The 14,302-nt window shown below is 71.8% G+C and carries 11 protein-coding genes and 1 riboswitch; of the genes, 4 read left to right on the forward strand and 7 right to left on the reverse strand.

Annotated elements, in window-relative coordinates; genetic code table 11:
- Nucleotides 1-27 precede the first annotated feature (27 nt).
- From OHA21_RS31775 to OHA21_RS31785, 3 genes are all read left to right on the forward strand, one after another.
- Nucleotides 28-1,221 (forward strand): thiolase family protein, encoded by a 1,194-nt coding sequence (locus tag OHA21_RS31775; RefSeq protein WP_328461160.1) that lies wholly within the window; start codon nt 28-30, stop codon nt 1,219-1,221.
- Entirely contained in the window at nt 1,218-3,278 is a 2,061-nt protein-coding gene (locus tag OHA21_RS31780) for a 3-hydroxyacyl-CoA dehydrogenase NAD-binding domain-containing protein (protein WP_328461162.1), read from the forward strand. The genes OHA21_RS31775 and OHA21_RS31780 overlap by 4 nt, the downstream gene beginning before the upstream one ends.
- Nucleotides 3,279-3,382: 104 nt before the next feature.
- On the forward strand, nt 3,383-4,177 hold the full coding sequence (locus OHA21_RS31785; protein ID WP_328461164.1) for a hypothetical protein: 795 nt from the start codon (nt 3,383-3,385) through the stop codon (nt 4,175-4,177).
- Here the strand turns inward: OHA21_RS31785 and OHA21_RS31790 are convergent.
- From OHA21_RS31790 to dxs, 6 genes are read right to left on the reverse strand one after another with little or no spacing between them, the layout of a single operon-like run.
- Nucleotides 4,174-5,394, reverse strand: coding sequence for a sensor histidine kinase (locus tag OHA21_RS31790; RefSeq protein ID WP_328461166.1), 1,221 nt, complete (start codon nt 5,392-5,394; stop codon nt 4,174-4,176). The genes OHA21_RS31785 and OHA21_RS31790 overlap by 4 nt on opposite strands.
- A complete protein-coding gene (locus tag OHA21_RS31795; protein ID WP_328461168.1) occupies nt 5,391-6,065 on the reverse strand; it encodes a response regulator transcription factor in 675 nt (224 codons plus the stop codon). The genes OHA21_RS31790 and OHA21_RS31795 overlap by 4 nt, the downstream gene beginning before the upstream one ends.
- A 10-nt stretch (nt 6,066-6,075) precedes the next feature.
- Complete coding sequence (locus OHA21_RS31800; RefSeq protein WP_328461170.1) at nt 6,076-7,368, reverse strand: outer membrane protein assembly factor BamB family protein; 1,293 nt, start codon at nt 7,366-7,368, stop codon at nt 6,076-6,078.
- Nucleotides 7,369-7,404: 36 nt separating this feature from the next.
- Entirely contained in the window at nt 7,405-8,754 is a 1,350-nt protein-coding gene (locus OHA21_RS31805; protein WP_328461172.1) for an outer membrane protein assembly factor BamB family protein, read from the reverse strand.
- A gap of 24 nt (nt 8,755-8,778) precedes the next feature.
- Complete coding sequence (locus OHA21_RS31810; protein WP_328461174.1) at nt 8,779-10,086, reverse strand: outer membrane protein assembly factor BamB family protein; 1,308 nt, start codon at nt 10,084-10,086, stop codon at nt 8,779-8,781.
- A 44-nt stretch (nt 10,087-10,130) separates the two neighbouring features.
- Nucleotides 10,131-12,074 carry a 1-deoxy-D-xylulose-5-phosphate synthase gene (gene dxs, locus OHA21_RS31815; RefSeq protein ID WP_328461176.1) on the reverse strand — a complete coding sequence of 648 codons (1,944 nt, stop codon included), beginning with the start codon at nt 12,072-12,074 and terminating at the stop codon, nt 10,131-10,133.
- A gap of 133 nt (nt 12,075-12,207) precedes the next feature.
- Nucleotides 12,208-12,290, forward strand: a riboswitch (ZMP/ZTP riboswitch).
- Between the two features lie 14 nt (nt 12,291-12,304).
- Here dxs and OHA21_RS31820 point away from each other — a divergent pair.
- Nucleotides 12,305-13,162 (forward strand): bifunctional 5,10-methylenetetrahydrofolate dehydrogenase/5,10-methenyltetrahydrofolate cyclohydrolase, encoded by an 858-nt coding sequence (locus tag OHA21_RS31820; protein WP_328461178.1) that lies wholly within the window; start codon nt 12,305-12,307, stop codon nt 13,160-13,162.
- A gap of 22 nt (nt 13,163-13,184) precedes the next feature.
- Here the strand turns inward: OHA21_RS31820 and OHA21_RS31825 are convergent, their stop codons facing one another.
- Nucleotides 13,185-14,258 (reverse strand): alkene reductase, encoded by a 1,074-nt coding sequence (locus OHA21_RS31825; RefSeq protein WP_328461180.1) that lies wholly within the window; start codon nt 14,256-14,258, stop codon nt 13,185-13,187.
- Nucleotides 14,259-14,302: the final 44 nt, after the last annotated feature.

Below are 14,302 nucleotides of genomic sequence, written 5' to 3' on the forward strand. Positions count from 1 at the left end.
GGGTTCACGCCCGCAAGGAGGCTTGCTGTGCCCCGTGAAGTACGCGAGGTCGTCTTCGTCGACGGCGTCCGCACCCCGTTCGGCAAGGCGGGCGGCATGTACGCCGAGACCCGCGCCGACGACCTGGTGATCCGCTGCATGCGAGAGCTGCTCAAGCGGAACCCCAACCTCCCGCCGGAGAAGGTGGAGGAGGTCGCGATCGCGGCCACCACGCAGATCGGCGACCAGGGCCTGACCCTCGGCCGGACCGCCGCGCTGCTCTCCGGTCTGCCCAAGACCACCCCGGGCTACTCCGTCGACCGGATGTGCGCGGGCGCCATGACCGCGGTCACCAATGTGGCCGGCGGCATCGCGATGGGTGCGTACGACATCGCCATCGCCGGTGGCGTCGAGCACATGGGCCGGCACCCGATGGGTGAAGGCGTCGACCCCAACCCGCGGATCCTGGCGGAGAAGCTGGTCGACCCGTCCGCCCTGGTGATGGGCTCGACCGCGGAGAACCTGCACGACCGCCTGCCGCACATCACCAAGGAGCGGGCCGACAAGTACGGCCTGAACTCCCAGGTCAAGACCGCCAAGGCGTACGCCGACGGCAAGATCCAGCCGGACCTGGTGCCGGTCGCGATCCGCAGCGCCGAGCAGGGCTGGGGCCTGGCCACGGTCGACGAGGCTCCGCGCCAGACGTCGCTGGAGAAGCTGGCCACGCTGAAGACCCCGTTCCGCCCGCACGGCCGGGTCACCGCGGGTAACGCGGCCGGCCTGAACGACGGTGCGACCGCGGCGATCCTGGCCGACGAGAAGACCGCCCGTGCGCTGGGCCTGCCGGTCGCCATGCGCCTGGTGTCCTACGCGTTCGTCGGCGTCGAGCCGGAGATCATGGGTTACGGCCCGATCCCGTCGACCGAGAAGGCGCTGAAGAAGGCCGGCCTTACCATCGACGACATCGGCCTGTTCGAGCTGAACGAGGCTTTCGCCGTCCAGGTCCTCGCCTTCCTCGACCACTACGGCATCGCCGACGACGACCCGCGGGTCAACCCGTGGGGCGGCGCGATCGCCATCGGTCACCCGCTGGCGTCCTCGGCCATCCGCCTGATGACGCAGCTCGCCCGGCAGTTCGCCGAGCGCCCCGACGTCCGTTACGGCATCAATGCCATGTGCATCGGTATCGGCATGGGCGGCACCGTGATCTGGGAGAACCCGTACTGGGAAGGCGCGAAGTGATCGAGAACCCGAACGAGGTAGTGACCAAGGCGATCGTCCGCCTGGTCCAGGTGCCGGGGCTCGAGAAGCCCGCGGCCCTCATCACGCTGGACAACGGCTTCGACCACAAGAAGCCGAACAGCTTCGGCCCGGCCGGCCTGAAGTCGCTCGACGAGGCGATCACCGCGGCCACCGAGGCGAACCCGGCGTTCATCGCGGTGACCGGCAAGCCGTACATCTTCTGCGTCGGCGCGGACATCACCGGCATGCCGCTGATCTCCTCGCGGGACCAGGCCGTGGCGCTCGGCGAGCTCGGCCACCGGGTCTTCGCCCGCCTCAAGAACAGCGAGATCCCGACCTTCGCGTTCGTGAACGGCGCGGCGCTCGGCGGCGGCCTCGAGGTCGCCCTGCACTGCCACTACCGCACGGTCTCCACCGGCGCGGCGGCGCTCGGCCTGCCCGAGGTCGCGATCGGCCTGATCCCCGGCTGGGGCGGCAGCCAGATCCTGCCGAACCTGATCGGCATCGCCGGCGCGGCGCAGGTCATCCTGCAGAACCCGCTGACCCAGAAGGTGCTGCGCCCGAAGCAGGCCAGGGAGATGGGTGTCGCGGACGCCCTCTTCGAGGCGGCCGACTTCCTCGAGGACTCGCTCGCCTGGGCGGCCGGCGTGGTGCAGGGCAAGGTCACCGTCGAGCGTCCCGAGATCGATCGGGAGATGTGGGACGGCGTGCTCTGGTTCGCCAAGCAGCAGCTCGACGAGAAGCTGCACGGCGCTGTCCCGTCGGCCAACAAGGCGATCGAGTTGCTCGCGCTGGCCAAGGAGGCGTCGTTCGAGGACGGCACCGCGGCCGAGACCGAGGCGCTCGCCGACCTGATCATGGGTGACGAGTCGCGCGCCAGCCTGTACTCGTTCGACCTGGTGCAGCGCCGGGCGAAGCGGCCGGTGGGCGTACCCGACAAGTCCCTGGCCCGGAAGGTCACCAAGGTCGGCATCGTCGGCGCCGGCCTGATGGCCTCGCAGCTGGCGCTGCTCTTCCTGCGCCGCCTGCAGGTGCCGGTGGTCCTCACCGACCTGGACCAGACGCGGGTCGACAAGGGCGTCGCCTACGTCACCGACCAGATCGACAAGCTGGTCGCCAAGCGCCGGATGGACGAGGGCACCGCGGCCAAGCTGCGCCTGCTGATCAGCGGCTCGGTGGACAAGTCGGTCTTCGCCGACGCCGACTTCGTGATCGAGGCGGTCTTCGAGAACCTCGACCTGAAGAAGCAGATCTGGGCCGAGTTCGAGAAGATCGTCTCCCCGGAGGCGATCCTCGCGACCAACACGAGCTCGCTGTCGATCACCGAGATGGCGGCCGACCTGGAGCACCCGGAGCGGGTCGTCGGCTTCCACTTCTTCAACCCGGTCGCGGTCCTCCCGCTCCTGGAGATCATCCGGGGCGAGCGGACCGACGACGCCACGCTGGCCACCGCCTTCGAGGTCGGCAAGCAGCTGAAGAAGTCGTCGGTGCTGGTCAAGGACGCCCCGGCGTTCGTGGTCAACCGCCTGCTCACCCGGGTCACCAGCGAGATCTTCCAGGCCGTCGACGCGGGCACCCCGCTGGACGTGGTGAACGTGGCGATGGACCCGCTGGGTCTGCCGATGCGCCCGATCGCGCTGCTCCAGCTGGTCGGCCCGGCGGTCGCCTACCACGTGGGCGAGACGCTGCACGCGGCGTTCCCGGACCGGTTCAAGGACAGCCCCAACCTCAAGAAGATCGTCGACGCCGGCCTGCCGGTCATGGTCGACGACGAGATCAACCCCGAGGTGGTCGCGCTTCTGGAGACCGGCTCGGCGCCGTTGACCGCCGATGAGGTACGCCAGAAGGCGCTCGACGCCCTGGCCGAGGAGATCCGCCTGATGCTGGACGAGGGCGTGGTCGCCGAGGCGCAGGACATCGACCTGTGCATGATCCTCGGCGCCGGCTACCCGTTCCACCTGGGTGGCGTCACGGCGTACCTGGACCGCAGCGGCACCGCCGAGCGGGTCACCGGCAAGCGTTTCCTGCCGAACGGTGTGGCGAACGTCCGCGCCTGACCTGCGTAGTTCCTCCCGGATGCCCCGTGCCGTCAGGTGCGGGGCATCCGTTTGTGTCGGTCCGGGCCGGTAGGATCCACCGACTTCACAGCTACGGAGCTTCGATGACCTACCCCCCGCCCCCGGGCGAGCCTCAGCCCTACCATCCGCCGCAGCCTTACGCTCAGCCGCAGCAGCCCTACGGGCAGCAGCCCTATGCGCAGCAGCAGCCCTACGCGCAGCAGCAGCCTTACGCGCAGCAGCAGCCCTACGCCCAGCCGCAGCAGCAGCCGCACCCGCAGTACGGCCCGCCCGGATACCCGCTCCCGCCGCCTCCACCTCCGAAGCAGAAGTCGCGGGTCCTGCCGATCGTGCTGATCTCGGTGGGCATCGTCTTGGTGCTCTGCATCGGTGGCGTCACCGCCGCCGTCCTGTTCGCCCGCAACACCGTGGAGGACGCCGGCGCCGAGGCGGCGAAGATCGCCATCGCCGAGCCGGCGACGCTCGGCGGTCTGGCCAAGCTGGAAAGCGCGGAGTTCGACAAGCTCGCGCAGCAGATGGAGGACGGCCTGGCCTCGATGCCGGGCGCCAAGGACTCGTTCGCCGGCTTCTGGGGCGACCCCGAGAAGGACATGATCGCCGCCCTGGCCACCCGGGCCACGGTCATCTCGCCGCGAGCCGAGCTGACCGCCTCGTTCCGCGAGTTCGGCGACGTCAAGGACGTGACCGCGGTCGAGACCGGTTCGCTGGGCGGCGTCGCGGAGTGCGGCACCAGCTCCGACCCGGACGGCGACCTGGCTGTCTGCGGCTGGGCCGACGCAGGCAGCGTCGGCATGATCATCTTCTACGGCAAGACGGCACCCGACGTGCTCGCCGACTTCCCGGAGCTACGCGCCGAGATCGAGACGAGAAGCAGCTAGGAACGCACACGCGGCACGCTGGCGGTCGCGGCGACCACCGGGGTGGTGTCCGCGGCCGGCAGCGAGACGGTGACCTCCAGGCCGCCGCCCTCGATGGCCACCGCGGAGACCGTGCCGCCGTGCGCGTCGCAGACCGCGCGGACGATCGACAGCCCGAGCCCGGAGCCGCGCGACCCGGTCCGTTCCCAGCCGCCCCGCTGGAACGGCTCGAACAGACCGGGTACGTCGGCCGGCTCCACCTCGTATCCGGTGTTCCCGACCACCAGCTGGGCCTGCCCGTTCACCGACCCGGTGCGCAGCCACAGGCTGCCCAGCAGGTGGTTGTAGCGGATCGCATTCTCGATCAGGTTGCCGGCCAGCCGGTCCAGCAGGCTCGGGTCGCCGACCACCGGCGCCGGTTCCAGCTCGGTGCTGACGTCCAGTTTCATCCGCTCGGCCTCGGCCTTCACCGCGGAGAGCGCGTTGTAGACGCTGGTCGCCAGGTCGGCCGGCACTTTGCGGACCAGCCGCCGCCCGGACTGCGCCTCGGACCGGGCCAGGACGAGCAGCGCGTCCACCAGCCCGTTGGCCCGCTCCGACGCGTTGCGGACCACCTTGGCCATCCGCCGGTACTCGGCCACGTCCGCCTCGTCGTCGCTGAGCGTCACGTCGATCTCGGTACGCATCACGGCGAGTGGGGTCCGCAGCTCGTGCGAGGCGTTCGCGACGAACCTCTTCTGCGACTCGAACGCGGCCGCCAACCGGTCCAGCATCGCGTCGAAGGTGCGGGCCAGCTCGGCCACCTCGTCGTCCGCTCCGGAGTAGCGGATCCGCTGGTCGAGGGTCTCCTCGCCGAGCCTCTGCGCGGTCTGGGTCACGCTGTGCAGTGGTCGCAGGGCCCGGCCGGCCACCGCGTACGCCCCGGCGATCCCGATGATGCCGACGGCGACCAGCGCGCTCAGGCCCTTGAGCAGCAGCTCCTGGGAGGCCCGCGCAACCATGTCGGTCTGCCAGCCGAGCGCCTCCCGCGGGCTGCCGTCGGCCAGGGTCACCATGGACCCGGCCTTCAGCTCGTCGACCGGGTGCAGCGACTCGCTGACCAGCAGCCAGGCCAGCAGCACCAGCGCCACCCCGGCGCCGACCAGCAGGATGCCGTTGAGCAGGGTGAGCCGCAGCCGGAGCGTGGGCCGCAGCTGGAGCCGCAGCGGCCGGCGGGTCCGCCCGAGGTAGACGGTCACGAGGCCACGACCGGTTCGGGAACCCGGTAGCCGGCGCCGACGACGGTCTCGATCAGCGGCGGATCACCGATCTTCTTGCGCAGGGTGTTGATGGTGACCCGCACGGTCGTGGTGAACGGGTCGGTGTTGGCGTCCCAGACCCGCTCCAGCAGCTCCTCGCTGGACACCACCCCGCCGCGGGCCTTGAGCAGCTCCTCCAGCACCCCGAACTCCTTGTTGGTGAGGTCGACCGGCGCACCGGCCCGGGTCACCACCCGGCGGGTCTGGTCGAGCACCAGGTTGCCGACGGTGAGCACCGGTGGCGCGGCCGGGGTGGCCCGCCGGCCCAGCGCCTGCACCCGGGCCACCAGCTCCTCGAAGGCGAACGGCTTGGCCAGGTAGTCGTCGGCGCCCAGCTCGAGGCCCTCGACCCGGTCGGCGACGGTGCTGCTCGCGGTGAGCATCAGCACCCGGGTCAGGGTGCCGGACTCGACCAGCGCCGCACAGATGTCGTCGCCGTGCATGCCGGGCAGGTCCCGGTCGAGCACCACCACGTCGTAGCGGGTCACGTACGCCATCTCGTGGCCCTCGAGACCGTCGTACGCCACATCGACGGCCATACCCTTGCGGCGCAGGCCACGCGCGATCGCGTCGGCCAGGTTCCGCTCGTCCTCCACCACCAGCACCCGCATACGTGAAAGGCTACCGAAGGCGCCACACCCCGACCGAGGCGTCGATCCGCCGGCAGACCAGCACCCCGACGGTGAAGTGGCAGTCGCCGGCGACGCGGTCGGCCGACCCGAGCACGCGGATCCGGTGCCGGTCCAGCAGCAGTACGCCGTACCAGAGCCGGTCCTCGCCACTGACCGTGCGCCGCACGTAGGCCGTCCCGGGCTCCGGACCTGGACCGGCGCTCTGCCAGAGCCCCATGTCGGCGAGCACGTCACCGGTCTGCGCGTCGAGGACGTAGAGCCTCGGGTACGCGGTGTCCGGCATCCCGGTCAGCAGGTGCGCGCCGATCCGCTCGGCGAAGTCCCACCGGTCCGACGACCAGCGTTCGCGCCCGGACACCGGGTCGATCACCAGGATGCCGCGCTGCGGCAGGAACGCGCAGATCAGGTCCCCGCACTGGGACGGCCCGCGGTACCAGCTCAGGTTCATGCCGGTGTGCCAGCTCGGCGCCAGCCCGTCGGTGATGTCGTATCCCGTGGTCCCGGACCCGCCGGCACCGATCAGCACGAGGTCTCCGGCCGGCCAGAGCGAGGTGGTCGTGTCCCGGCGCTCCGGCACGTGCGCCTCGGCCACCACCCGCCCGGTACGCGCGTCGCGGGCCACCAGCCGCCCGTCCCCGGTCAGCACGTACAGCCACTGCGGGTAGGCGCCGTCGTAGCGGGACACCGCGACGTCGTCCCGGTCGCCCTGGTGGACCGTCCAGCGCACCGTCCCGGTCCGCAGGTCGACGCCGTGCCAGTCGGCGTCACCGAAGGCCGCGCCCTCCTCGCGGACCAGCGCCAGCCCGTCGGCCACCGAGACACCCTGCAACCGGGCCGGCCGCTGCCAGAGCGGCTCATCCGCGCCGGGCCGCAGCGCGATCGTGCCGAACGTGATGGTCCGCTCGTCCTGCACGGTCACCAGCAGCAGGTCCCCGGCCGAGCTGACGCCGAGCACGTCGCCGTGGACCGTGACGGTGTGCCGGGACAGCAGGGTCACGTCGGGCAGCGCGTACGTCCGGATGGTCCGCCGGCCCTCCACCTCGGAGCGGCTGATCACGAAAAGCCGGTCGCCCGCCACTCGCATGGTGTCGCCGAGCACGGCCGGAACGATCACCGGCCGGACCGGATCGGCGTGGGCCGCGGATCCGGCGAGCGAGATCAGGAGCAGGACGGAGAGAAACGCCAGCAGCAGGCGGTAGGGCACGGGAGGCGCGACGGTCTCGGCCGCCGCCTGTGACTCCCGGCGCGCCACATCACCTAGGTCGATCAGGACACCGCTCACCGCAAGCCTCCCGGCCCTCATTCTGCCGGGAGAGGGTCAGATGCGGTACGCCCAGATTCGCAGCCCCGCTTCGTCCCGGCAGACCAGGTGATGCTCGTCGGCGGCGCACTCCTCCGGCGCCACCTCGGCGGTGCCCAGCAGGCGTACCTCGGGATGTCCGGGCAGCACCACGCCGAACGTCTGGCCGCCGGCCGCCCCGCCCCGTCGCAGCAGCAGCGGCCCGTCCTCGGTGGCGCCGCCGACCTCCTCGGCCCAGCCCTCCAGGTCGACCCGGCTCGCCCCGGTCCGCGGGTCCACCAGGCGCACCGGCGCACCGGTCGCCGCGTCCGTCTCCAGCAGATAGCCTGCCCGCCGGTAGAGCCGGTCGGCCTCGGTCACCGGCCAGACCGGACGGCCGGTCGCCGGATCCAGCACCCAGGTCTCGCCGCCGTCCGCCGAGCACAGGACGTCCTGACAGTCCACCGCGTCCGGCAGCATCGGGGAGATTTCGCGCTGCCAGATCCGGCGCAGTGTCCGGGCCTCGTAGACCAGTTCCCGGGCGGCCTCCTGGTATTCGACGAGCACCACGTCACCGACGACCGAGGCGCTGGTCGGCCAGGCGCCGTCGATCCGGACCAGCTCGGTCTCGGCCAGCACGTCACCGGTGGCCACGGCGCGCAGGGTCAGCCGGTCGGAGGAGGTGATCAACAGGGCGGCCGGCGTGCCCGGCGCCGGGTCGACCGTCGCCGCACCGGCCGCCGCGTACGCCCACAGCTGCTTGCCGGTCGCCAGGTCCACCCCGCGCAACTCGGTGCGGACCGGCGGCTCGGTGTGCGCCTCCCCGTCCGCGGAGAAGTAGAGCGCGCCCGGGTCGCCGGAGCTCTCGTCGTAGGCGGTGCCGGGCCGGAAGATCCATCCGACCGTGTACCCGACGCCGCCGGCGACCGTGATCCGGACCGGCGAGGTCCACCGGGTCCGGCCGGTGGCGGTATCCACGGCCGTGGTGGCCAGGCTCTCGGAGAGCAGCACGAGGTCGCCGCTGCGCTGCACCCTGATCGAGCCGAAGATGCTCTGCGCCGGGTCGTGTCCCCGGGTCATCGGCACCTGGACGGTCCACAAGCGCCGGGCCGGCTGCGTCATCTCCCAGGCGGTCACCGCGCGTTCCCGGCCGGTCGAGGTGACCGTGTAGAGCCGGCCGCCGGCCAGTTGGATCGGGCTCACCGCGTCCTTCGCGTCGATCGCGCCGAGATAGCGCCAGAGCACCGCGGGTCCGGGCGCCGCGCCGCCGAGCGCGATCAGCAGCACCGCCACCACCAGCAGGCCGGCATGCCGGTACCGCCAGGGCGGTGGGCGCCGGCCGGCCTCCGGGTCGAGCGGGGCGTCGCGGTCCAGCTCGATCAGCGTCACGCCCCACCCTTCACCGGTACGCGGTCAGCCCGCTCCCCTCGTCCGGTAGGTCCAGACGAGCAGTTCGCCGTACATCGACCGGCAGACCAGCCGGTCCGGGGCGGTCTGACAGTCCCCGGTGCCCGGCGGGAGCTCGGCCAGCAGCCGCGGACGATCAAGGTCCGGGGCGACGACCGCGACCATGGTACGCGGACCCGGCCCGATCTCCCTGGTGACCAGTAGTTCGCCGCCGGCGGTCCGGCCGGGGACCGGGGTCCACCCGGTCAGGTCGGCGAGGATCCGGCCGGTCGCCGGGTCGATCACGGCGACCGGGTCGCTGGTGTTGCTGGACGAGAAGGCGACCACGCGGGTGCCGTACTGCTCGACGCCGTGCCAGCCGGCCTGCCGCCAGCGCTCGGCGCCGGTGACCGGGTCGACGGCCCGGATGCCGTCCGGCCCGATCAGGCAGGCCAGCTTGCCGCACGGCTTGACCCGCTGGACGTTCGGGGTGCGCACGCTCCACAGCAGCTGCAGCGTCGCCGGGTCGTACGCGGAGACCCGGATCGAGCCCCGCCCGGGATGCCGGAGGAGCACCGCGCCGCCGGCCACCACCGGGTTCTCCGGGTCGTAGTCGGCGACCGGGAACTTCTGGCTGGCCAGATGGGCGCCGGTCGGCACGTCGTACAGGTCGGCGGTCTGGTCGTCGCGGACCAGCATGATCCGGGACAGCGAACCGGGCACGCTGAGCAGCACCGCGGTGTTGGGCACCTCGACCCGCCAGCGGGCCAGGCCGACGTGCGGGTCGAGCACCTCGACCGTGTTCTGCACCCGCCGGCCGCTGCCGGAGTTGCTGCGGACGCCCTCCACGGCGAAGAGCAGCCCGGTCCCGGGGAAGGAGACGACGTTGCGGGCGTTGTGCCACTCCCGGGCGCCGGTGTCGAGCGAGATCGCCGTGGTGCCGCGTTCTTCCCGGCCGGTGTTCCACGGCCGCAGGAGCAGCACGCCGCCGCCGATCCGCAGCCGGTAGACCGGCTGGTCCTGCGCGATCTGCCAGACCCGTTCACCGTCCGCCAGCCGGTACGAGCTGAGCTGCCCGGTCGACTGGACCAGCAGACGGTCGGCATCGATGGTGTACGGGTCGCCCGGTCCGATCGGCACCCGCAGCACCTCGGTGAGCAGCGGCGGAGCCGGCGGAACCGACGTGGTCAGGCCGAAGAGCGCCAGGACCGCGACGATCGCCGGGCCGAACCAGGGCGACGTGGTGCGCCGCCCTGGCCGGTGATACGACTCGGGTTCACCGCGTTCCAGACCGAGATCGATGACGATGGTCTGGCCGTACGACTCCGCACCCATACCTCAAAGGTAACGGTTCCGTAACGAAAGCGCGCGACGGGGCCTCAGAGCGTGGTCTGCGGCTCCTCAACCGGCACTGCGGCCTCCTGACGGGACACCCACTCGGTCACGTCCCGCGCCACGTCCTGCGCGGTCAGGCCCAGCGAGGAGAGGATCTCCGCGCGGGTGCCGTGCGGGTGGAAGCCGACCGGCACGCCGAAGTCGCGCAGCGGGACGGTCACCCCGGCGTCGCGCAGCGCGCTCGCCACCGCGTCACCCACGCCACCGGCACGCACGCCGTCCTCGAGGGTGACCACGAACCGGTGCGCGGCGGCCAGGCCGGTCAGCTCGATCGGCACCGGACGGACCCAGCGCGGGTCGACGACCGTCACGCCGTACCCCTGCTCGGCGATGCGCTCCGCAACGTCCAGCCCCAGGCCCGCGAACGAGCCCACCGCGACGACCAGCACGTCCTTGCGGCCGCCCTTGTCGGGCCCAGTCTCGCGCAGCACGTCGACCTGCCCCACCCGGCGCAGCGCCGGGGTGTCCGGCGCGACCGAACCGGTCGGGAACCGCACGATCGTCGGGCCGTCCTCCACCGCGACCGCCTCACGCAGCTCCTCGCGCAGCGTCGCGGCGTCGCGCGGCGCGGCGATCCGCAGGCCGGGCACCACACCGAAGACGCTCATGTCCCACATGCCGTAGTGGCTCGGCCCGTCCGGCCCGGTGATCCCGGCCCGGTCCAGCACGAAGGTCACCGGCAGGTTGTGCATCGCCACGTCCAGCAGGACCTGGTCGAACGCCCGGTTCAGGAAGGTCGCGTAGACCGCCACCACCGGGTGCAGCCCGCCCATCGCCAGGCCGGCCGCGCTCGTCGCCGCGTGCTGCTCGGCGATGCCCACGTCGTAGGTCCGCTCCGGGTACTTCTGGGCGAGCGCGGCGATGCCGGTCGGCTCGGCCATCGCGGCGGTGATGCCGACCACGTCCGGACGCTCGTCGGCGATCTTCACGAGCTCCTCGGAGAAGACCTTCGTCCACTTCAGCGACGGCTTGGCGGTCAGCGCGCCGGTCTGCGGGTCGAACGCGCCCGGACCGTGCAGGCAGTCCGCCTCGTCCTGCTCGGCCGGCCGGTAGCCGTACCCCTTCTTGGTGACCGCGTGCACGATGACCGGGGCGTTGAAGCCCTTGGCCCGGCGCAGCGCGGACTCCATCGCCAGCTGGTCGTGGCCGTCCACCGGGCCGATGTACTTCAGGCCCAGGTCCTCGAACATCGGCTGCGGGCTGACCGCGTCCTTGATGCCCTTCTTGACCGCGTGCAGCACCTCGAAGACCGGCTTGCCCACCACCGGGGTCTGCCCCAGCGCGTCCTTGACCAGGTCGAGCACCCGCTCGTAGCCCGGGTTGAGGCGCAGCGTGGAGAGGTGGTCGGCGAGACCGCCGATGGTCGGCGCGTACGACCTACCGTTGTCGTTGACCACGATGACCAGCTTGTTGCGGGTGGCCGCGATGTTGTTCAGCGCCTCCCAGCACATGCCACCGGTCAGCGCGCCGTCACCGACGACCGCGACCACGTGCCGGTCCTCGCCGCGCAGCGTGAACGCCTTGGCGAGGCCGTCCGCGTACGACAGGGCGGTGGAGGCGTGCGAGTTCTCGATCAGGTCGTGCTCGCTCTCCGCCTGACTCGGATACCCGGTGAGACCGCCGCGCTGGCGAAGGAGGTCGAAGCCGTCCTGCCGGCCGGTAACGATCTTGTGTACGTAAGCCTGGTGGCCGGTGTCGAACAGGATCCGGTCGCGTGGCGAGTCGAACACCCGGTGCAGGGCGAGGGTCATCTCGACCACACCGAGGTTCGGACCGAGGTGCCCGCCGGTACGCGAGACCTTGGCCACGAGGAAGTCACGAATCTCGGCCGCGAGCAGGGACAACTGCTCTGGGGTCAGTCGCTTCAGCTCACCGGGAGCGGTGATGCTGGACAGCAGGCCGGCCGAGGTCGAGGGGGAGTCGCTCATGAGCGTGGAGTCTATCCGGGCCTCGCTTTTCCGCGACTGGAGCGAACGGGCAGAGCCGATCCTCCACACAACCCTCACATCCCCCGTCCGGCCACCCCGGTTGGCCGGACGAGCCCGCCGTCCGGCATCCTGGGAGGCAAGCAGCGACTGGCGGCACGGGGATGGTCGAACCATCGGGGAGCGCGTCACGAGGAGTCGACCGCCTGGGCTCCCCGGTTGAGGAGTCGCACATGTCTGCCCGTTTGCTTCCCGGCGCCCCGGTCGCCGAGTCCGTGCTCACCGACGTCAAGGCGCGGGTCACCGCGCTCAAGGAGCGCGGTGTCCAGCCCAGCCTGGCCACCATCCTGGTCGGCGACGACGACGCCAGTGCCGGCTACATCCGGATCAAGCAGAAGCAGGCCGCCGAGCTCGGTTTCGCCTCGCCGCACCAGCACCTCAGCGGCGACGTCACGCAGGCCGACCTGCTCAAGGTGATCGCCGAGTTCAACGACGACAAGAACGTGCACGGCGTCCTGATCCAGTACCCGATCCCGGCCCACCTGGACTACGACGCCGCCCTGCAGACCCTCGACCCGGACAAGGACGTCGACGGGATGCACCCGCTCAACATGGGCCGGCTCGCGGTCGGCCTGCCCGGCCCGCTGCCCTGCACCCCGGCCGGCATCGAGGCGCTGCTCGCCTTCCACGAGATCGAGGTCTCCGGCCGGGAGGTGGTCATCCTGGGCCGCGGCGCCACCCTGGGCCGGCCGCTCGCCATGCTGCTGGCCCAGAAGCGGCCGACCGCCAACGCCGCGGTCACCGTCGTGCACACCGGGGTGAAGGACTGGCCGCGCTACACCCAGCGCGCCGAGATCCTGATCGCCGCCGCCGGCGTTCCGGGCATCATCCAGCCCGAGCACGTCAAGCCCGGCGCGGTCGTGATCGGCGCCGGCGTCCGCTACGAGGGCCGCCGCCTGCTGCCGGACGTCGACGAGTCCTGCGCCGAGGTGGCCGGCGCGATCACCCCGCGGGTCGGCGGCGTCGGCCCGACCACGGTTGCGATGCTGTTCCGCAACGCCGTCACCGCGGCCGAGCGCGCCACCGCCTGACCGCTCCGCGGCCCGGTCGAGCTCAGGCGGCGTACTGGTACGCCGGATACGTCAGGTAGCCGGCGTCACCACCCTGGTAGTACGTCGCCTCCTCGACCGGGGCCAGCGGCAGGCCGATCCGCAGCCGCTCCACGAGATCCGGGTTGGCGACGAACGCCCGCCCGAAACTGATCAGATCCGCGCCCAGCCCGAGCCAGTGCTCGGCCTCGGTCCGGCCGGTCTGCTTCGGCCCCATCGGCAGCACCGGGTTCATGATCAGCACGCCTGGCCAGGCCCGCCGGAGCTCGATCAGCACCTCCTCGTCCGCGGTCGCCTCCAGATGCACGTAGGCGATCTCCAGCCGGGCCAGCTCGCGCAGCAACGCCGCGTACATCTCCGGAATGTCGGACTCCTGGACGCCCCAGAAAGTGCCCGCGGGGGACAGCCGGATACCGGTCCGCGCTGCGCCGACCGCATCGACGGCCGCCTCCACCGCCTCGACGGCGAACCGGATCCGGTTCGCCACCGGCCCGCCGTAGCGGTCCGTGCGCAGGTTCGCGTTCGACGACAGGAACTGCGAGATCAGGTACCCGTTGGCGCCGTGCAGCTCGACCCCGTCGAATCCGGCCTCGACGGCCCGCCGCGCGGCCGACCCGTAGGATTCGGCCTGCTCCGGCACCTCCTCGAGCGCCAGCGCCCGCGGCACCGGCGCCGGCTGCGGCCCGCTCGGCGTGAACACGTCACCGATCGCCGGAACGGCCGACGGCCCGACTGGCTGCAGCCCGGTGGTGTCCGGATGTGACACCCGGCCACCGTGCATCACCTGGGCGAAGATCCGGCCGCCGCTGGCGTGCACGGCATCGGTCACCGGCCGCCAGGCGGCCACCTGGGCATCGGTGTGCAGGCCCGGCGTGCCCGGATTGGACTGCCCGACGGCGTTGGGCTGCACGCCCTCGCTCACGATCAGGCCGGCGGTGGCGCGCTGCGCGTAGTAGGCGGCCATGGACGGGGTGGCGAGACCACCGGCGGCGGCACGGACCCGCGTCATCGGGGCCATCACGATCCGGTTGGGCAGCGACAGGTTGCCGAGCGGGAACCCGCTGAAGAGCTTCGTCATGCGGCTACGCTAAAACCTCACACTGACGTCAGAGGCAAGGTTAC

It is taken from the genome of Actinoplanes sp. NBC_00393, from assembly GCF_036053395.1.
Lineage (GTDB): Bacteria > Actinomycetota > Actinomycetes > Mycobacteriales > Micromonosporaceae > Actinoplanes.

Bases quoted from the DNA above. Each gene is read 5' to 3' on its own strand.
- OHA21_RS31785 (WP_328461164.1), top strand. From the start codon at position 3,383: ATGACCTACCCCCCGCCCCCGGGCGAGCCTCAGCCCTACCATCCGCCG.
- OHA21_RS31795 (WP_328461168.1), bottom strand. From the start codon at position 6,065: ATGCGGGTGCTGGTGGTGGAGGACGAGCGGAACCTGGCCGACGCGATC.
- OHA21_RS31810 (WP_328461174.1), bottom strand. From the start codon at position 10,086: ATGGGTGCGGAGTCGTACGGCCAGACCATCGTCATCGATCTCGGTCTG.
- dxs (WP_328461176.1), bottom strand. From the start codon at position 12,074: ATGAGCGACTCCCCCTCGACCTCGGCCGGCCTGCTGTCCAGCATCACC.
- OHA21_RS31820 (WP_328461178.1), top strand. From the start codon at position 12,305: ATGTCTGCCCGTTTGCTTCCCGGCGCCCCGGTCGCCGAGTCCGTGCTC.
- OHA21_RS31825 (WP_328461180.1), bottom strand. From the start codon at position 14,258: ATGACGAAGCTCTTCAGCGGGTTCCCGCTCGGCAACCTGTCGCTGCCC.